The following is a 21,260-nucleotide window of genomic DNA, read 5'->3' on the forward strand; positions in this document are numbered from 1 at the left end:
CCACCGGCCCCGATCGGCACCGGTAGGGGCTGGTAGGGGATTCGGAAAGCCCGGCCGGACCGTAATTCTGGGCGGGTGGCAGAAGAGGGTACGGAGAACCGGGGAACGCCCACGTCGGCCGCCCGCCTGGCGGGCCTGCCGGGACCGGAGCAGACGCGCGTCCTCGTCGACCTGGTCCGCGCGCAGGCGTTGGCCGTCCTGCGGGAGATCGGCGCGGACGACGCGCCGGACGCCGTCGACGCCGGCCGGCCGCTGCGCGAGCAGGGCCTGGACTCGCTCGGGCTGGTCCAGCTGCAACGGCAGCTCACCGCCGCCACCGGCCTGACCCTGCCACCCACCGTCGGCTTCGACCACCCGAGCGCCACCGCGCTCGCCGCGCACCTGCGCACCCTGCTGCTCGGCGAGGGGCCCGACGGCACCGAGCCGGCCCCGGCCGGACCCCCGGCCGAGGAGGAGCCGATCGCCGTCGTCGGCATCGGCTGCCGCTACCCGGGCGGGGTGGACTCCCCGGACCGGCTGTGGGCGCTGGTCGCCGAGGGCGGCACCGTGGTCACCGGCTTCCCCACCGACCGGGGCTGGGACCTCGACCGGCTCTACCACCCCGACCCGGACCACCCCGGCACCACGTACGTGCGGCACGGCGGCTTCCTCGACGACGCCGCCGGCTTCGACGCCGAGTTCTTCGGCATCAGCCCGCGTGAGGCCGGCGCCATGGAGCCGCAGCAGCGGCTGGTGCTGGAGACGGCCTGGGAGGCCCTGGAACGGGCCGGCATCGACCCGCAGTCGCTGCGCGGCAGCCGCTCCGGCATCTTCATCGGCGCCGACCCGCAGGACTACGGCATGCGCCTGCACGAGGCCCCGGACGGCCTCGACGGCTACCTGATGACCGGCAACTCGCCGAGCGTCGTCTCCGGGCGGCTGGCGTACGTGCTGGGCACCGAGGGACCGACGCTGACCGTCGACACCGCCTGCTCGGGTTCGCTGGTCGCGCTGCACCTGGCCGTCCGGTCGCTGCAACGCGGCGAGTGCACCCTGGCGCTGACCGGCGCGGCGTCGGTCATGGTCAACCCCGGCGCGTTCACCTCGTTCAGCCGGCAGCGCGGGCTCTCCCCGGACGGCATCTGCCGCCCGTTCGCCGCCACCGCCGACGGCACCGCCTGGGCCGAGGGCGTCGGCCTCCTCGTCCTCGAACGACTTTCCGACGCCCGCCGCCACGGCCACCCCGTGCTCGGCCTCATCCGGGGCACCGCGATCAACTCCGACGGCGCCAGCAACGGCCTCACCGCCCCGAACGGCCGAGCCCAGCAACGGGTCATCCGGCAGGCGCTGGCCGACGCCGGGCTCACCCCCGGCGAGGTCGACGCGGTGGAGGCGCACGGCACCGCCACCACTCTCGGCGACCCGATCGAGGCGCAGGCCCTGATCGCCACGTACGGACGGGGCCACCACGCCGACGCGCCGCTCTGGCTCGGCTCGATCAAGTCCAACCTCGGTCACGCCCAGGCCGCCGCCGGCGCCGCCGGGGTGATCAAGATGCTGATGGCGATGCGGCACGGCACGCTGCCCCGCACCGTCGGGGTGGACGCGCCGACCCCGCACGTCGACTGGTCGGCCGGCACCGTACGACTGCTCACCGAGGCTCGGCCCTGGCCCGCCGGTGGCGCCCCGCGCCGCGCCGGCATCTCCTCCTTCGGGGTCAGCGGCACCAACGCGCACGTCATCGTCGAGGAGCCGCCAGCGGTCGAGCCGGCCCCCGCGGCGGACCCCGGGCCGCCGGTCACCACCGCGCTGCGCCCGGTCGTCGTCTCGGCCCGGACCGCCCCGGCGCTGCCCGCCCAGGCCGCCCGGCTGCTCGACGCCACCGAACCCGCCGGCCCGTCCCCCGACCTGGCCGACCTGGGGTGGTCGCTGGCCACCGGCCGCGCGGCCCTCACCCACCGCGCCGTGCTGCTGGCCCGCGACACCGACGAGGTACGCGCCGGACTGCGCGCCCTCGCCGCAGGTGACCCGGCCCCCGGGCTGATCCGGGGCACCGCCACCGGCGGCCGGCTGGCCCTGCTCTTCACCGGCCAGGGCAGCCAGCGCCTCGGCACCGGACGCCGGCTGCACGCCGCGTACCCGGTCTTCGCCGACGCCCTGGAGGAGGCGATCGGCCACCTCGACCTGCAACTGGAACACTCGCTCTGGGACGTGCTCTTCGCCGCCGAGGGCACCCCCGAGGCGGCCCTGCTCGACCAGACCGGGTACGCCCAACCGGCGCTCTTCGCCGTCGAGACCGCGCTCTACCGGCTCGTCGAGTCGTGGGGCCTGCGGCCGGACTTCGTCGCCGGCCACTCCATCGGCGAGCTGGCCGCCGCCCACGCGGCCGGGGTCTTCTCGCTGCCCGACGCCGCCATGCTGGTCGCCGCCCGGGGCCGGCTCATGCAGGAGCTGGAGTCGACCGGCGCGATGGTCGCGGTGGCCGCCGCCGAGGACGAGGTCCGCGAGCTGCTCGTCGACGGGGTGGACCTCGCCGCCGTCAACGGCCCGGCCGCCGTGGTGATCTCCGGGGTCGAGGACGAGACGCTGCGGATCGCCGCCCAGCTCGCCGGCCGGGGCCGGCGCACCAAGCGGCTGCGGGTCAGCCACGCCTTCCACTCGCCGCTGATGGAGCCGATGCTCGACGAGTTCCGCCGGGTCGCCGAGCTGGTCGCGTACGAGCAGCCCCGCGTCCCGGTGGTCTCCAACGTCACCGGCGCGCTCGCCGACGCCGACCTGGCCACCCCCGACTACTGGGTACGGCACGTCCGGCAACCGGTCCGCTTCGCCGACGGCATCGCCTTCCTCGACGCGGCCGGCGTCGACACGTACCTCGAACTCGGGCCCGACCCGGTGCTCAGCGCGATGGCGCAGGAGTGTGTCACGCCCGACGGCGACCGCGCCTTCGTCGCCGCCCTGCGCCGCGACCACGACGAGGAGCGCGAGGTGCTCACCGCGGTGGCGGTGGCGCACGTGCGGGGCGCGGGCGTCGACTGGTCGGCCTGCTACGCCGGCAGCGGCGCCCGCCGCGTCGAGCTGCCCACCTACGCCTTCCAGCACCGGCACTACTGGCTGAGCACCCCGCCCGCCACCGGCGACGCGTCCGGGATCGGGCAGCTCGCCGCCGACCACCCGCTGCTCGGCGCGCTGCTGCATTTGGCCACCGAGGACGGCACGGTGCTCACCGGCCGGCTGTCCCGCCGCTCCCACCCGTGGCTCGCCGACCACGTCATCGGCGGGGTCAACCTGGTGCCCGGCACCGCGCTGGTCGAACTGGCCGCGTACGCCGGCGACCAGGTCGGCTGCGCCCTGGTCGAGGAGCTGACCCTGGAGGCGCCGCTGGTGCTGCCGGACGACACCGGGGTCGCCCTCCAGGTCGTGGTCACCCCGCCGGACGCCGACGGGCGGCGCACGGTGGAGTTCCACTCCCGTCCGGAGGACGCCCCGCCCGGCGGCGACTGGACTCGGCACGCCAGCGGGGTGCTCGCCCCGGCCGCTGCCGCCCCGTCCCGCGACGACGACCTGACCCGGTGGCCGCCGCGCGACGCCGAGCCCGTCGACGTGACCGACTTCTACCCGCGCCTGGCCGCGCAGGGCTACGGCTACGGGCCGACCTTCCACGGGCTGCGGGGCGTCTGGCGGCGGGCCGGCGAGGTCTTCGCCGAGGTGGCGCTCCCCGAGTCCACCACGGACGGTGCCGCGTACGGGCTGCACCCGGCGCTGCTCGACGCCGCGCTGCACCCGCTGGACCTGGCGCTGCCGCAGCCCGCCACCGGGGTCACCCTGCCCTTCACCTGGTACGACCTCACCCTGCACGCGTCCGGTGGCACCGCCGTACGGGTGCGGCTCACCGCGACCGGGCCGGACACCGTCCGGGTCGTGCTGGCCGACGCCTCCGGCGCCCCGGTCGCCACCGTCGGCTCGCTGCTGGTGCGCACCGTGGACGCCGAACAGCTCGGCGCCGGCACCGGCGGCGGGGACCTGCTGCGGATCGAGTGGACCGAGCAGCCCGCGCCCGCCCCGGTCGAGGCGTCCGTGGCCGTCCTCGGCCCGGACCCGTACCGGCTGGCCGACGCGCTCGGCGTACCCGTGCTGGCCGGTCCGGCGGCCGTCGAGGCCGCACCGGACCTGCTGGTCGCGACGTTCGACGCCGTGGAGGGCGAGACCCTGGCCGGCGTACGGGCTGCCGCGCACCGGGCACTGCGGCTGGCCCAGGACGTCCTCGCCGACGACCGGTTCGCCGACACCCGGCTGGTCGTGGTGACCCGGCACGCCGTACGGGCGCTGCCGGAGGACCCGATCGAGCTGACCACCGCACCGCTGTGGGGCCTGCTGCGGGCGGCGCAGGCCGAGAACCCCGACCGGCTGCTCCTGCTCGACCTCGACGCCGCGACCCCGGCCACCGCCCTGCCCGGGGCGGCCACCACGGGCGAGCCGGAGGTGGCGCTGCGCGAGGGCCGGCTGCTCGCCCCCCGCCTGGTGCCGGTCCGCCGCCCGCGCGCCGCCGCTCCCGGCACCTGGGACGGCACCGTCCTGGTCACCGGGGGCACCGGCGGACTCGGCGCGGTGCTGGCCCGGCACCTCGTCACCACCCACGGGGTCCGGCACCTGCTGCTGACCAGCCGGCGCGGACCGGACGCCCCGGGCGCCACCGCGCTGCGCGACGAGCTGACCGCCCTCGGCGCCCGGGTCACCCTCGCCGGCTGCGACGTCGGCGACCGCGACGCCCTCGCCGCGCTGCTCGCCACCATCCCCGCCGACCATCCGCTGACCGGTGTCGTGCACGCCGCCGGAATCGTCGACGACGGCACCTTCGACGGCCTCACCCCGCAGCGGGTGGACGCGGTGCTGCGCCCCAAGGCCGACGCCGCCTGGCACCTGCACGAGCTGACCCGCGACGCCGACCTGCGCGCGTTCGTGCTCTACTCCTCTGCCGCCGGCTTCCTCGACGGCTCCGGGCAGGCCAACTACGCGGCGGCCAACACCTTCCTCGACGCCCTCGCCGCGCACCGCCGCGCCGCCGGGCTGCCCGCCACCAGCCTCGGCTGGGGGCTCTGGCCCCGCCACATCGGCATGGGCGCCGGGGTGGACGACGTCGGCGCGCACCGGGTGAGCCGCCTCGGCCTGCGCGAACTCACCGTGGCGCAGAACCTCGCCCTCTTCGACGCCGCGCTCGACGTGGACGAGGCGTTCCTCGCCCCGCTCCGCTTCGACCTGGCCGACCTGCACCAGCGGGCCGCCGAGCTGCCGCCGCTGCTGCGCCGGCTGGTCCGCGCGCCCCGGCGGCCCGCCGTCCGGGCCGGGGGTGCCGTCCCGGTGGAGCTCTCGCTGGCCCGGCAGCTCGCCGACCTGACCGAGGCGGAGCGGACGTCGGTCCTGCTCGACCTGGTCCGTACCCAGGTGGCCGCCGTGCTCGGGCACAGCGGCGCGGACGCCATCGCGCCCCGGCAGGCGTTCAACGAGATCGGCTTCGACTCGCTGGCCGCGGTGGAGCTGCGCAACCGGCTCAACGCGGCGACCGGGCTGCGGCTGACCGCCACCCTCGTCTTCGACTACCCGAACCCACGCGCGCTGGCCGGGCACCTGGGCGAGAAGCTGCTCGACCTGCGTCCGGCGGCGGAGCCGGTCCGCACGGTGGCGCCCGCTGTCCCCGACGAGCCGATCGCCATCATCGGCATGAGCTGCCGCTACCCGGGCGGGGTCAGCTCGCCGGAGGAGCTGTGGCGGCTGGTCGCCGACGGGGTGGACGCCATCGGCGAGTTCCCCGCCGACCGCGGCTGGAACGTCGACGAGCTGTACGACCCGGAGCCGGGCCGGTCGGGGCGTACCTCCACGAAGGAGGGCGGCTTCCTCTACGACGCGGCCCTGTTCGACCCGGACTTCTTCGGCATCAGCCCGCGCGAGGCCGCCGCCATGGACCCGCAGCAGCGGCTGATGCTGGAGGCGTCCTGGGAGGCGTTCGAGCGGGCGGGCATCGACCCGCACTCGGTCGCCGGGTCCCGTACCGGGGTGTTCGCCGGGGTGATGTACCACGACTGGGCGACCCGGCCCGGCGAGATGCCGGAGGAGGCGCTGGGCTACCTGGGCAACGGTGGCCACACCAGCGTGGTCTCCGGGCGGGTCGCGTACGTACTCGGCCTGGAGGGGCCGGCGGTGACCGTGGACACCGCCTGCTCGTCGTCGCTGGTGGCGCTGCACTGGGCGATCCAGGCGCTGCGTACCGGGGAGTGCGAGCTGGCCCTGGCCGGCGGCGTGACCGTGATGTCCACGCCGGACACCTTCATCGACATGAACCGGCAGGGCGGCCTCTCCTCCGACGGGCGGTGCCGGTCGTTCGCCGCCTCGGCCGACGGCACCGGCTGGGGTGAGGGCGTCGGCGTCCTGCTGGTCGAGCGCCTCTCCGACGCCCGCCGCAACGGGCACCCGGTGCTGGCGGTGGTGCGCGGTTCGGCGGTGAACCAGGACGGTGCGTCGAACGGCATGACCGCGCCGAATGGCCCGTCCCAGCAGCGGGTGATCCGCGCCGCCCTGGCCTCGGCGGGCGTCAGCGCCGCCGAGGTCGACGCGGTGGAGGCGCACGGCACGGGTACGACGCTGGGCGACCCGATCGAGGCGCAGGCGCTGCTGGCCACCTACGGCCAGGAGCGCCCGGCGGACCGCCCGCTCTGGCTCGGCTCGATCAAGTCCAACCTCGGCCACACCCAGGCCGCCGCCGGAGTCGCCGGGATCATCAAGATGGTCCACGCGATGCGCGCCGGCATCCTGCCGCCCACCCTGCACGTGGACGCGCCGTCGCCGCAGGTGGACTGGTCCGCCGGGGCGGTGGAGCTGCTGACGCAGGCCCGCCAGTGGCCGGTGAACGGGCACCCGCGCCGGGCGGGTGTGTCGTCGTTCGGCATCAGCGGCACCAACGCGCACGTCATCATCGAGCAGGCCCCGCAGGACGTTTCGGCTGCCGAACCCGCGACACCGGCCGGAACCACCGGCGACGCTGCCGATTCTGCCGGAATCGTCGGCCTTCCGGCGGTGGTGCCGTGGCTCCTCTCCGCCCGGTCCGAGCCGGCCGTCCGGACCCTGGCCGGCCGGCTGGCGGAGTTCGCGTGGTCGATGGACGCCGCAGAGATCGCGCCGGCCGCGCGGACCCTGGCGACCGGGCGGGCGCTCTTCGACCACCGGGCCGTGGTGTTCGGCGCTAACCCGGCGGAGCTGTCGCCGGCTCTCGCCGCACTCGCCGACGGCGCTTCCCAATCCGACGTGGTGTCCGGTGTCGCTCGGGCCGGTCGGCTGGCGGTGCTCTTCACCGGTCAGGGTGCGCAGCGTCTGGGTATGGGCCGTGAGTTGCACGCGGTGTTCCCGGTGTTCGCGGCGGCGTTCGATGCGGTGGTGTCGGAGCTGGATGCGCATCTGGATCGGCCGTTGCGGTCGGTGGTGTGGGGTGATGACGAGGAGCTGATCCGGCTCACGGGTTATGCGCAGGCGGGGTTGTTCGCGACCGAGGTGGCGTTGTTCCGGTTAGTGGAGTCGTGGGGTGTGCGGCCGGACTTCGTGGCGGGGCATTCGATCGGTGAGCTTGCCGCGGCCCATGTCGCCGGCGTGTTGTCGCTGCCGGACGCGGCTCGTCTGGTGGCGGCGCGGGGCCGGTTGATGCAGGCGTTGCCGGCTGGTGGGGCGATGGTCGCGGTGCAGGCGTCGGAAGACGAGGTGCGGGCTGTCCTGGCGGGTCCGCAGGCCTCTGTCGCGTCCTACCAATCTGATGACGTAGATGATTCAGCCTCCACCGGCACCGGCACCGGCACCGGCACCGGCACCGGCAGCGGCAGCGGCGCGGTTGCCGGCGGTGGCGGTGGCACGGTTGCGGTCCACGGCGCGGGCATCCCGGTCACAGGTGCCGCCGGTGTGGACATCGCCGCCGTCAACGGTCCCCGGTCCGTGGTCATCTCCGGGCCGGAAGCCGCCGTGCTCGCGGTCGCCGAACACTTCACCAACCAGGGGTGCAAGACCACCCGGCTGCGGGTCAGCCACGCCTTCCACAGCCACCTGATGGACCCGATGCTCGACGACTTCCGCACCGTCGCCGCGAGCCTGACCTACGCCGAGCCGCAGCTCCCGGTCGTGTCCAACCTAACCGGCGCCATCGCCACGACCGAGCTGACCGACCCTGACTACTGGGTGCGGCACGTTCGCGAGGCGGTCCGCTTCGCCGATGGGATCACCGCCCTGCATCAGGCGGGCGCGACCACGTTCCTCGAACTCGGCCCGGACGCCGCCCTCACCCCGCTGATCGAGGACATCCTCACCGACGACGTCACGATCGTGCCCAGCCTGCGGCGGGGACACGACGAACACCGCCAGGCCCTCACCGCGCTGGCGAGGCTGCACGTCACCGGCAGCACCGTCGACTGGACCGCCCTGCTCCCGCAGACCGGCCGCACCGTCGACCTGCCGACCTACCCCTTCCAGCGGCAGCGCTACTGGTTGAACCCGCTGCCACCCGCCGGTGACGTCGGCTCGGTCGGGCTCGATCCGGTCGGGCACCCGCTGCTCGGCGCCGCCGTGCCGGGCGCCGACACCGACCGGGTGGTGCTCACCGGGCGGCTCGCCGTCGACCGGCAACGCTGGCTGGCCGACCACGAGATCCTCGGCGCGGTGCTGCTGCCCGGCACCGGCTTCGTCGAACTCGCCGTCCGGGCCGGTGACCACGTCGGCTGCGGCCGGGTCGAGGAACTGACCCACCGGGCCCCGATGATCCTGCCCGGGCGGGGCGCGGTCACCGTACAGGTGGCCGTCGGCTCGCCCGACGACAGCGGGGTACGGCAGATCGGCATCCACTCCCGACCGGAGGGCGGGGACGGGGCGTGGACTCTGCACGCCACCGGCGCGGTCGCGCCGACCGCCGCCCCGGCGACCTGGGACCTCACCCAGTGGCCGCCGCCGGGTGCCACCGTACTGCCGGTCGAGAGCTTCTACCCGGGGCTGCGCGCCCGCGGCTACGGCTACGGTCCGACGTTCCAGGGGCTGCGGGCCGCCTGGCGGCGCGGCGAGGACGTCTTCGCCGAGGTCGCGCTCCCCGAGGGCGAGGACGCCGAGCGGTACGGCCTGCACCCCGCCCTGCTCGACGCCGCCATGCACGCCGACCAGCTCGGCGAGGACGGGCCGCTGGACGGCGAGACGCTGCTGCCGTTCTCCTGGTCCGGGGTCACCCTGCACGCCGCCGGGGCCCGCGCGCTGCGCGTCCACCTGGAACGGGTGCGCGGCGACGAGGAGTGCCGGATCCGGGTGGCCGACCCGGACGGGCAACCGGTCGCCACCGTCGAGTCGCTGCTGGTCCGGCCGGTCTCCGCCGGGCAGCTCGCCGCCGCCCGGGACGACCGCGCCGGTGCGCTGCTGCACCTGGAGTGGACCCCGGCGCCGGTCCCGCCGACGCCCGCCCGGGCCGTCGTGCTCGGTGACCTGCCGGGGACCGGACTGCCCGCGTACCCGGATATGTCCGCGCTCGGCGCGGCGCTCGACGCGGGGGAGAGCGGCACCCCGGACCTGGTGCTGCTCGCGCTCGGGCCGGCCGGGGGAGACCCGGCCGAGGCTGCCCGGGCCGTCACCCGCGACACGCTGCGGACCGTCCGGTCCTGGCTGGCCGATCGCCGGCTCGACGGGGCCCGGCTGACCGTCGTCACCCGGCAGGCGGTCGCCGCCGCGCCCGGCGAGGACGTCGACCTGACCCAGGCGCCCGTCTGGGGGCTGCTGCGGGCGGCGGCCGGCGAACAGCCGGGCCGGTTCGGGCTGCTCGACACCGACGGCAGCGGCGACTCCGCGCGGCTGCTCGCCGCCGTCGCCGCCACCGAACCCGAGGCGGCGGTCCGCGCCGGCCGGGTCACCGTGCCGCGGCTGGCCCGGCTGCGCCCCGTTGACGGCGCACCCGGCTGGAACCAGGACGGCACGGTCCTGGTCACCGGTGGCACCGGCGGGCTGGGCGCGCTGATCGCCCGGCACCTGGTGACCACCCACGGGGTACGCCGGCTCGTGCTCACCAGCCGGCGCGGCCCCGACGCGCCCGGCGCGGCGACGCTCCGCGACGAGCTGCGCGCGCTCGGCGCGGTGGACGTCACCGTCGCCGCCTGCGACGTCACCGACCGGGCCGCCGTCGCCGCCGTGCTCGCCGCCGTCGGAGCCGAGCACCCGCTCACCGCCGTGGTGCACGCCGCCGGCGTACCCGGCGCCGGCCTGGTCGCCGACCTCGACCCCGACGGGCTCGACCCGGTGCTGGCCCCCAAGATCGACGGCGCCTGGCACCTGCACGAGCTGACCCGGGACCTGCCCCTCGACGCGTTCGTGCTGCTCTCCTCCGCCGGTGGGCTGGTGCTCGCCGCCGGGCAGGGGCACTACGCCGCCGCGAACGTCTTCCTGGACGCCCTCGCCGCCCACCGGGCCGCCGCGGGCCTGCCCGCCACCGCGGTCGCCTTCGGTCTCTGGGACCTCGGCGAGGCCTCCGCCGCCGACGTGGCCCTGGTGCGCCGGCTCGGCCTGCCGGCGCTCGCCGTCGACGACGGGCTGGCCCTGCTGGACGCCGCCGTCGCGACCGCCGAGCCGCTGGTGGTGCCACTGCGCGTCGACCCGGCCGCCGTCCGGGCTCGCGGCGACGTGCCGACCCTGCTGCGCGGCCTGGTCACCGCCCCCACCCGACGCGCCGCCGCCGGTACGACCGGCAGCGGCGGCGCGGGCAGCGGACTGGCCCAGCGGCTCGCCGGCGTCACCGAGGCGGAACGGCACCGCCTCCTGGTCGAGCTGGTCCGGACCCGGGTGGCGGCGGTGCTCGGCCACTCCGGCATCGACGCGGTCGCCCCCGACCGGGCGTTCAAGGACCTCGGCTTCGACTCCCTCGCCGCCGTCGAGCTGCGCAACGCCCTCAACGAGGCGACCGGCCTGCGGCTGCCCGCCACCCTGGTCTTCGACCACCCGACGGCCGAGGTCGCCGCGCGTTTCCTCGCCGACCGGCTGATCGGTGTCACCCCCGCCGCCGCGCCGGCCGTCGCCGCGCCCACCCCGGCCGCGCCCGACGACGACCCGATCGCCATCGTCGCCATCCACTGCCGCTACCCGGGCGAGGTGCGCTCCGCCGACGACCTGTGGCGGCTGCTGGTCGAGGAACGCGACGCGATCTCCGAGTTCCCGGTCGACCGGGGCTGGGACGTCGACGCGGTCTACGACCCGGAGCCCGGCGCGGCCGGCAAGACGTACGTCAAGACCGGCGGCTTCCTGCACGACGCCGCCGAGTTCGACCCGGAGTTCTTCGGCATCATGCCGCGCGAGGCGCTCGCCATGGACCCGCAGCAGCGGCTGCTGCTCCAGGGCGCCTGGGAGGCGTTCGAGCGGGCCGGCATCGACCCCGCCTCCGTGCGGGGCAGCCGCACCGGCGTCTACATCGGCGTCATGTACACCGAGTACGGCAGCCGGGTGCAGCAGCACGTACCCGAGGAGATCGCCGCGTACCTCAGCGGCGGCAGCGGCGCCAGCATCGCGTCCGGGCGGGTGGCGTACGCGCTCGGCCTGGAGGGGCCGGCCGTCACCATCGACACGGCCTGCTCCTCCTCCCTGGTCGCGCTGCACATCGCCTGCCAGGCGCTGCGCCAGGGCGAGGTGGAGATGGCGCTGGCCGGCGGCGTGACGGTGCTGCCCACCCCCGACGTCTTCGTCGACTTCAGCCGGCAGCGGGGTCTCGCCCCCGACGGCCGGTGCAAGGCGTACGCGAACGGCGCCGACGGCACCGGCTGGTCCGAGGGGATCGGGCTGCTGCTGGTGGAACGCCTCTCCGACGCCCGGCGCAAGGGCCACCCGGTGCTCGCCGTGGTACGCGGGTCGGCGATCAACCAGGACGGCGCGTCGAACGGGCTGACCGCCCCGAACGGCCCTTCCCAGCAGCGGGTCATCGAGGCGGCACTGGCCGCCGCCGCGCTCGCCCCGGCCGAGGTGGACCTGGTGGAGGGGCACGGCACCGGCACCGCGCTCGGCGACCCGATCGAGGCGCAGGCGCTGCTGGCCACGTACGGCCGGGACCGGGACCGACCACTGTGGCTGGGGTCGGTCAAGTCGAACCTGGGCCACACCCAGGCCGCCGCCGGCGTGGCCGGGGTGATCAAGGCGGTGCAGGCGATGCGGCACGGGTTGATGCCGGCGACGCTGCACGTCGACGCCCCCTCCGACGAGGTCGACTGGTCCGCCGGCGCGGTGGAACTGCTGACCCGGCCGCGGGAGTGGCCGGCGCAGGGCCGCCCCCGCCGGGCGGCGGTCTCCTCGTTCGGACTCAGCGGCACCAACGCCCACATGATCATCGAGGAGGCGCCGGCGGACCTGGCCGGTCCGGCCCGGCCGGCCGACGCGGCGGACGGCGACCAGCCGACCGCGCCGGTGCAGCCGTGGGTGTTGTCCGGGCGTACCGACCGGGCGCTGCGGGCGCAGGCGGAGCGGCTGGTCGCCCACCTCGACGGCCGGAACGACCTGGCCGACCGGGACGTCGCGTGGTCGCTGGCCACCGGCCGGGCGGCCCTCGAGCACCGGGCCGTGGTGCTCGGCGCGGACCGCGCCGAGCTGACCGACCGCCTCACCGCCCTGGCGACCGGGCAGGTCGCCACGGGCGTGGTCTCCGGCGTGGCCCGCTCCGGTGGCCGGACGGCGGTGGTGTTCACCGGTCAGGGCGCGCAGCGTCTCGGCATGGGCCGTGAGTTGCATGCCGCCTTCCCGGAGTTCGCGGCGGTCTTCGACGCGGTGGTGTCCGAGCTGGACGCGCACCTGGACCGGCCGTTGCGGTCGGTGGTGTGGGGTGATGACGAGGAGCTGATTCGGCTCACGGGGTATGCGCAGGCGGGGTTGTTCGCCGTCGAGGTGGCCCTGTTCCGGTTGGTGGAGTCGTGGGGTGTGCGGCCGGATTTCGTGGCGGGGCATTCGATCGGTGAGCTTGCCGCGGCGCACGTGGCCGGTGTCCTGTCGCTGTCGGACGCCGCGCGTCTGGTGGCGGCTCGTGGGCGGTTGATGCAGGCGCTGCCGGCTGGTGGGGCGATGGTTGCGGTGCAGGCGTCGGAGGAGGAGGTGCGGGCTGTCCTGGCGGGTCCGGAGGCCTCTGTCGGGTCCTACCAATCTGATGACGTAAACGATTCGGCCTCCAACGGCATCGGCACCGGCACCGGCCCGAGCACCGGCAACGGCGCCGGCCCGGGCATCGGCAACGGCGGCGGCGTCGGCCCGGTCGCGGCCAATGGTGGCGGTGTCGGCCCGGTCGCGGCCCACGGCATCGCCCCGGGGGCGGGCACCGGTGTGGACATCGCGGCCGTCAACGGTCCCCGATCCGTGGTCATCTCCGGTCCGGAAGCCGCCGTGCTCGCGGTCGCCGATCACTTCACCAGGCTGGGCCGCAAGACCACCCGGCTGCGAGTCAGCCACGCCTTCCACAGCCGGCTGATGGACCCGATGCTCGACGCCTTCCGCACGATCGCGGCGAGCCTGACCTACGCCGAGCCCCAGCTCCCGGTCGTGTCCAACCTGACCGGCGCCGTGGCAAGCAGCGAGCTGACCGACCCCGACTACTGGGTGCGCCACGTCCGTGAGAGCGTCCGCTTCGCCGACGGCATCACCGCACTGCACCAGGCGGGCGCGACCACGTTCCTCGAACTCGGCCCCGACGCCGCGCTCACCCCGCTGATCGAGGGCGTCGTGACCGGCACCGTCGTCGCGCCGGCCCAGCGCCGGGACCGGCCCGAGGTGCCGCAGCTGCTCGACGCCCTGGCCCGGTTGCACGTCACCGGGACCCCGGTGCGCTGGACCGAGATCCTCGGCGGCGGCCACCGGGTCGACCTGCCCACGTACCCGTTCGAGCAGCGGCACCTGTGGTTGCACGCGCCGAAGACCCGGGCCGGCGACGCCACCGGGCACGGCCAGCGCGACGCCGGCCACCCGCTGCTCAGCGCCGTCATGGTGGCGCCACAGGGCGGCGGGGTCGTGCTCACCGGCCGGCTCGCCCTCGACACGCACGCCTGGCTGGCCGACCACAACGTGATGGGCATGGGGCTGCTCCCCGGCACCGGCTTCGTCGAGCTGGCTCTGCGGGCCGCCGAGGAGGTCGGCTGCGACGTGGTCGAGGAACTGATCATCGAGCAGCTGATGCCGTTGCCCGACCACGGCGGCGCGGCCGTGCAGGTCGTGGTGGGGGAGCCGGACGCCGGCAACCGGCGGAGCATAGCCATCTGGTCCCGCTTCGACGACGCCCCGGCGGAGGTGGGCTGGACCCGGCACGTCACCGGCTGGCTCGGCACCGAGAACGCTCCGCCGGTCACCCCGGAGGAGTTCGACGTCGGGGTCGGCCAGTGGCCACCGGCCGGCGCCCAACCGGTCGACATCAGCGGCGTCTACGACTACCTCACCGCACAGGGCTACCACTTCGGCCCGATGTTCCGTGGGCTGCGCGCCGTCTGGCTGCGCGGCCGGGACCTCTTCGTCGAGGTGGCGCTCCCCGACGAGGCCCGGCAGGACGCGGCCGCGTACCGGCTGCACCCGTCGCTGCTCGACGCCGCGCTCAGCGCCACCGACTTCCTCGGCGGGCGCAAGCCGCAGGACATCGGCGCCGGCCAGCTGCCGTTCTCCTGGACCGGGGTACGCCTGCACTCCGGCGGCCGCAGCCGCCTGCGGGCACGGATCAACTGGACCGACTCCGACGCGAGCGCCGGCTCCGAGGCGGTCCGCCTCGACCTGGCCGACATCACCGGCACCCCGGTCGCCACCGTCGAGTCGCTGGTGGTCCGGCCGGTCACCGCGGACCGGCTGGTGGCCGCCGGGGCGGCGATGACCGGCACCCGCCACCTCGACTCGGTGTTCCGGGTCGACTGGCCGCAACTGCCGCTGGGCGAGGCCGCCGAGGCGGTACCCGGGCGGTGGGCGGTGCTCGGCGACGAGGTCGACCTCGGCCGCGCGGACGTGCCCGCGTACCCGGATCTGACGGCCCTGGCCGAGGCGGCCGCGACGGACGGCGTACCCGAGGTGGTGTTCCTGCCGGTGGAACCGGCGGACGGCGAGGTGCCCGCGGCGGTCCGCGACGGCCTGGCCGGGGTGCTGGAGACCGTCCGGGCCTGGCTCGCCGACGAGCGGTTCGCCGCCACCCGGCTGGTGGTGCTGACCTGGTTCGCGGCCGACGACGACAGCGGGCACCTCGACCTGACCGTCGCCCCGGTGTGGGGCCTGCTGCGCGCCGCGCAGGCCGAGAACCCGGACCGGCTGATGCTGGTCGACCTCGACTCCGACGAGGCGAGCCTGCGGATGCTGTCGGCCGTGGTCAGCCTGGGTGAACCGGAGGTCGCCGTGCGCGGCAACCAGGTGAAGGTGCCCCGGCTGGCCCCCGTCCCGGTACCCACCGAGCTGCCCCCGTCGCCCTGGCGGGCCGACGGCACGGTGCTGGTCACCGGCGGCACCACCGGGCTCGGCGCGCTGGTCGCCCGGCACCTGGCCGGTACCCACGGGGTGCGGCACCTGGCGCTGGTCAGCCGGCGTGGCCCGGACACCCCCGGAGCGGCGGAGCTGCGCGAGGAGCTGGCCGGGCTCGGCGCCGAGGTGACCGTGGCCGCCTGCGACGTCACCGACCCGAAGGCGCTCGCGGCGCTGGTCGACGGGCTGGCGCAGCCGCTGACCGCCGTGGTGCACGCCGCCGCCGTACTCGACGACGCGCTCTTCACCTCGCTCACCCCGGACCGGCTCGACGCGGTGCTGCGCCCCAAGGTGGACGCCGCCTGGGCGCTGCACGAGCTGACCGAGGAGCGGGAGCTGACCGAGTTCGTCCTCTTCTCCTCGGTCGCCGGGCTGCTCGACCCCGCCGGGCAGGGCAACTACGCGGCGGCGAACAGCTTCCTCGACGCGCTGGCCCGGCACCGCCGGTCGATGGGGCTGCCCGCCACCTCGCTGGTCTGGAACCTCTGGGGCGAGGGCGCCGGCCTGGCCGGTGGCACCGACCCCGGCGTCACCCGGCGGCTCGCCGCGATGGGCATGCCGGCGCTGGCACCGGCCGACGGGCTCGCCCTGTTCGACCAGGCGCTGCGCGTCGCCGAGCCGGTGCTGGTGCCGCTGCGCCCCGACCCGACCGGCACGCAGATCCCGGCCAAGCTGCGCGACGTCGCCCGCGCCGCCGCCGGCCGCCGGCCCACACCGACGGCCACCCCGGCCACGACCGCCGAGGCGCCGGCGGCCCCGGTGGACGAGGGCAGCCTCGTCCAGCGTCTCGCCGCGCTGCCCGAGGAGGGCCGGCAGCGGATGCTGCTGGACCTGGTACGCGGCCACGTCGCCGCCGTCCGGCACGCCGAGCCGGGGGAGATCGACGTCCACCGGGGCTTCACCGAACTCGGCCTGGACTCGCTGGCCGCGATCGAGCTGCGCAACCGGCTCAGCGCCGCGACCGGGCTGCGGCTCGCCGCCACGCTGATGTTCGACCACCCGACCCCGGCCGAGGTCGCCCGGCTGCTGCGCGAGGAACTGGCGGAGGAGGTACCGGTCGGCCCGTCGCCGGACGCCCCCGCCGGGCCGGACGCCGCCGACGCCCCGGACGAGGACGACGTACGCCGTCGGCTGGCCACCATTCCGCTCGACGCGCTGCGCGAGGCGGGCCTGCTCGACGCCCTGCTCCGGCTCACCGCGCCGGGCGTCGCACCCCCGCCCACCGCGGCGCCCGCCGCCGCCGACCGTAGCGAGGAGATCCGGAACATGGCGGTGGACGACCTGGTCCGCGCGGCCCTCGGCGGCGCCGACCCGAACGGGGCGAACCGGTGAGCGGCGTGGACACCGACCGGATCGTCGCGGCGCTGCGGACCTCGCTGCTGGAGAACGACCGGCTGCGGCAGGAGAACGCCCGGCTCGCCCAGGCGGCCGACGAGCCGATCGCCATCGTCGGGATGGCCTGCCGGCTGCCCGGCGGGGCGGACTCCCCGGAGAGCTACTGGGAGCTGCTGGCCCAGGGCCGGGACGCGGTCACCGGGTTCCCGACCGACCGCGGCTGGGACACCGACGCCCTGTACGACCCGGAGCCCGGCCGCCCCGGCCGGACGGTGACCCGGGAGGGTGCCTTCCTGCACGACGCCGCCGACTTCGACGCCGACCTGTTCGGCATCTCCCCCCGCGAGGCCCGCGACATCGACCCGCAGCAGCGGGTGATCCTGGAGACCGCCTGGGAGGCGCTGGAGCACGCCCGGATCGACCCGCTGTCGCTCAAGGAGAGCCGCACCGGCGTCTACTGCGGCGTGATGTACCACGACTACGACGGGGCCGACGGCGGCGGCAGCATCACCAGCGGCCGGATCTCCTACACCCTCGGGTTGCAGGGGCCGTCGGTCTCGCTGGACACCGCCTGCTCGTCGTCGCTGGTCGCGCTGAACCTGGCCGGGCACGCGCTGCGCGCCGGGGAGTGCAGCCTCGCGCTGGCCGGCGGCATCACCGTGATGTCCACCCCGGAGACGTTCGTCTACTTCAGCTCGCAGCGCGGGCTCGCCCCGGACGGCCGGTGCAAGTCGTTCGCCGCCGCCGCCGACGGCACCGGCTGGGGGGAGGGCAGCGGCCTGCTCGTCCTGGAACGGCTCTCCGACGCCCGCCGCAACGGCCGGCGGATCCTGGCCGTGATCCGGGGCGCGGCGGTGAACTCCGACGGTGCGTCCAGCGGCATCACCGTGCCGAACGGGCCCGCCCAGCAGCGGGTGATCCGGCAGGCCCTGGAGAGCGCCGGGCTGCGCCCCGCCGACGTGGACGCGGTGGAGGCGCACGGCACCGGCACCCGGCTCGGCGACCCGATCGAGGCCCAGGCGCTGCTGGCGACGTACGGGCGGGAGCGGGCGGGGGAGCCGCTCTGGCTCGGGTCGGTGAAGTCGAACCTCGGGCACACCCAGGCCGCCGCCGGGGTCGCCGGGGTGATCAAGATGGTGCTCGCCATGCGGCACGGGCTGCTCCCCGCCACGCTGCACGTCGACGCGCCCACCCCGCAGGTCGACTGGTCGGCCGGGCGGGTGGCGCTGCTGACGGAGGCCCGGCCCTGGCCGGAGACCGGCCGGGCGCGCCGGGCCGCGGTGTCCTCCTTCGGCATCAGCGGCACCAACGCACACGTGATCCTCGAAGAGGCGCCGGCCGAGGGCGGGGACGCCGCCACGCCGGTGCCGGGCTGACGGGCGGGAGAGCGATGACATCGCGTACGGGAACCACGGCGGGCCGGGTGGACCCCGGTGCCTTCCGGCACGTCCTCGGGCTCTTCTGCACCGGGGTCACCATCATCACCGCCGCCGGCGGCGGGGTACGCCCGGTCGGTTTCACCTGTCAGTCGTTCGTCTCGCTCTCCCTCGACCCGCCACTGGTCTCCTTCTCGGTGTCCCGCACCTCCCGCTCCTGGCCGCTGATCCGGGACCGGGGGGCGTTCGGGGTGAACATCCTGACCGCCGAGCAGGAGGGGCTGTGCCGGACCTTCGCCGGCCGGGCCACCGACAAGTTCACCGGCGTGGACTGGACCCCGGGCCCGGTCACCGGCTCGCCCCGGCTGCCCGGCTCACTGGCCTGGGTGGAGTGCACCGTCGAGGCGGAGTACCCGGGCGGGGACCATGTCATCGCCGTCGGCCGGGTCCGTGACCTGGAGGTGGTCGACGGCGACGCCGACCCGCTGCTGTTCTTCCTGGCCGGCTTCCGTCGCCCCGCACCCGCCGTCCCGGGCACCCCCTAGGCCGCGCCGGCCGACCCCAGAACGGCCCCCGCCGGCCCCCTGATTACGGCCCTCGCCAGGGCGGATTCCGCGTTTCCGGCCCTAGGGTCGAGGCGCGCGTCATGGCCACCGGGCAGCATCTCGTCACGCGGAGGAACGCATGCGATTCGGCTTGATCTACCACCACCAACTGCCCCGCCCGTGGGCCGAGGACAGCGAGGAACGCCTCTTCGCCGAGGCGCTGGAGCAGATCGAGCTGGCCGACCGGCTCGGCCTGGACTACGCCTGGGGCACCGAGCACCACTTCTTCGAGGAGTACTCCCACTCCGCGGCGCCGGAGGTCTTCCTCGCCGCCGCGGCGGCCCGGACGAAGAACATCCGGCTGGCGCACGGCATCATCCACATGCCGCCGGCGGTGAACCACCCGGTGCGGATCGCGGAGCGGCTGGCCATGCTGGACCTGATCTCCGGCGGGCGGGCGGACTTCGGTTCCGGCCAGGGCAGCTCCCAGCTGGAGGTGGGCGCCTTCGGCATCGAGCTGGCGGACAAGCAGGAGCAGTGGCACGAGGCGCTCGAGGTGGTCATCCGGATGATGACCGAGACCCCGTTCACCGGCCACAAGGGCAAGTGGGTCGACGTGCCCGTCCGCAACATCGTGCCCAAGCCGAAGCAGAAGCCGCACCCGCCGCTCTGGCGGGCCTGCACCCGGCGGGAGAGCATCCAGGAGGCGGCCCGCGAGGGCATGGGCGCGCTCGCCTTCTCCTTCGTCAACCCGGAGGAGGCCGAGGAGTGGGTGCAGGCCTACTACCGGACGCTGGAGTCCGACGACTGCGTCCCGATCGGTCAGGCGGTCAACCCCAACGTCGCCATGGTGCTGCCCTTCATGTGCCACGAGGACGAGGAGGTCGCCCTCGACCGTGGCCTGGAGGGGGCGTACTTCTTCTCGTACGCGCTGATGCACTACTACATCACCGGTGAGCACCAGCCGGGCGTGACCGACATCTGGCAGAGCTTCCAGGACGCCCGGGAGGGCATGGGCTTCACCCGCGACGCCATCGTGCCGGACGAGAAGGACCTCCAGTCGGCCGAGTCGCAGGCCATGATGGACCAGGTCGGGCAGCTGCGCCGGGGCATCGGCACCCCGCAGCAGATCGCCGACATCATCCGCCGGTACGAGGCGGTCGGTGTCGACCAGATCATCTTCTCGGTGCAGATCGGCAAGAACAAGCACGAGCACATCATGGAGTCGCTGGAGCTGTTCGCCCGCGAGGTGATGCCGGAGTTCGTCGACCGCCGGGAGGCCCGCGAGGCCGCCAAGCGGGACCGGCTCGACGTAGCCGTCAAGGCGGCCCTCGGCCGGGTCACCCGGCAGACCAAGGACGTCTCCGACTTCGTCATCGCCCCGGAGATGTCGCTGTACGGCGACGCCGACGACGACGACTGACCCACCGCCGCACCCGAGACGACCCGACGGCCGCCGTGGTCCGCACCACCGGACCCGGCGGCTGCCGTGTCCCCGACGCAAGGATGGACGAGATGGCCGTACCCACGGACAACGGCGCCTGGATCCGGCGCTTCCACCCCGCCCCGGACGCCCCCACCCGGCTGGTCTGCTTCCCCCACGCCGGGGGCTCCGCGTCGTACTTCTACCCGGTATCGCAGGCGCTGAGCCCCACCCTGGACGTGCTCGCCGTGCAGTACCCGGGCCGGCAGGACCGGCGTGCCGAGCGGGCCTTCGAGGACGTACCCGGGCTGGTCGACGCCCTGGTCGACGAGGTGGCCGTCTGGGCCGACCGGCCGCTGGCGCTGTTCGGGCACAGCCTGGGCGCGACCGTGGCGTTCGAGGTGGCCCGGCGGCTGCAGGCGCGCGGGACCGAGGTGTCTGCGCTCTTCGCCTCCGGCCGGCGGGCGCCGTCGCGGCACCGCCCGGCCTGGGTCCACGAGGGCGACGACGGCGCGCTGATCAGCGAGATGCTGAAGCTGGAGGGCACCGACGCGCAGATGCTCACCGACCCCGAGCTGGTCCGCATGATCCTGCCGGCGCTACGCGCCGACTACAAGGCCGCCGAGACCTACCGCTACCAGCCGGGTCCGCCGCTGACCTGCCCGGTGTACGCCCTCACCGGCGACGCCGACCCGCAGGTCGACGTGCCGGACGCGGAGAGCTGGCGGGAGCACACCACCGGCCCGTTCGCGCTGCACGTCTTCTCCGGCGGGCACTTCTACCTCAACCGGCACGCTGCCCAGGTCATGGCCCTGATCCGTCGGCACGCGGCGGACGGGATGGCGGTCGGCCAGGTCCGCGCCTGACGCCCGGCTTCCCACGGGACGGACCGGCTCCGCGCGGAGCGTCGCCGGTGCCGGCCCGGTGCTGGCCCGCCGGTGCCATGCCGGCGATCCAGGCCCGCCGAGCTCGCTAGCGACCTGACGTCATGGATGACTCAGGCCGCTGCGAGCGCGTTGGTGTCGCGGTCGCTGTGGGCTGGTGTGGTGGGTGACTCGGGCTGCCGCTGGGGGCGGTGGTGTCGTGGTCGCTGTGGGCTGGTGT

Annotated in this window: 4 protein-coding genes and 1 pseudogene; all 5 read left to right on the plus strand. The window is 75.5% G+C overall.

Features of this window, described 5'->3' with window-relative positions; translation table 11 throughout:
- The first annotated feature begins 75 nt into the window (after positions 1 to 75).
- The 5 genes and pseudogenes from ACSNN7_RS00510 (at position 76) to ACSNN7_RS00530 (ending at position 21,022) form a co-directional block, all read left to right on the plus strand.
- Positions 76 to 16,809, plus strand: a complete 16,734-nt coding sequence (locus ACSNN7_RS00510) for a type I polyketide synthase (RefSeq protein ID WP_436678481.1) — start codon at positions 76 to 78, stop codon at positions 16,807 to 16,809.
- Positions 16,810 to 16,841: 32 nt separating this feature from the next.
- Positions 16,842 to 18,179, plus strand: a pseudogene (locus ACSNN7_RS00515) (type I polyketide synthase); the annotation flags it as partial.
- 23 nt (positions 18,180 to 18,202) lie between these two features.
- Positions 18,203 to 18,733 (plus strand): flavin reductase family protein, encoded by a 531-nt coding sequence (locus ACSNN7_RS00520; RefSeq protein WP_436678482.1) that lies wholly within the window; start codon positions 18,203 to 18,205, stop codon positions 18,731 to 18,733.
- 139 nt (positions 18,734 to 18,872) lie between these two features.
- Entirely contained in the window at positions 18,873 to 20,156 is a 1,284-nt protein-coding gene (locus ACSNN7_RS00525; RefSeq protein ID WP_436678483.1) for an LLM class flavin-dependent oxidoreductase, read from the plus strand.
- A 92-nt stretch (positions 20,157 to 20,248) separates the two neighbouring features.
- Positions 20,249 to 21,022, plus strand: a complete 774-nt coding sequence (locus tag ACSNN7_RS00530) for a thioesterase II family protein (RefSeq protein ID WP_436678484.1) — start codon at positions 20,249 to 20,251, stop codon at positions 21,020 to 21,022.
- The last annotated feature ends 238 nt before the right edge of the window (positions 21,023 to 21,260 follow it).

Origin of the sequence: Micromonospora sp. URMC 105 (assembly GCF_051386295.1) — a bacterium.
GTDB lineage: Bacteria > Actinomycetota > Actinomycetes > Mycobacteriales > Micromonosporaceae > Micromonospora.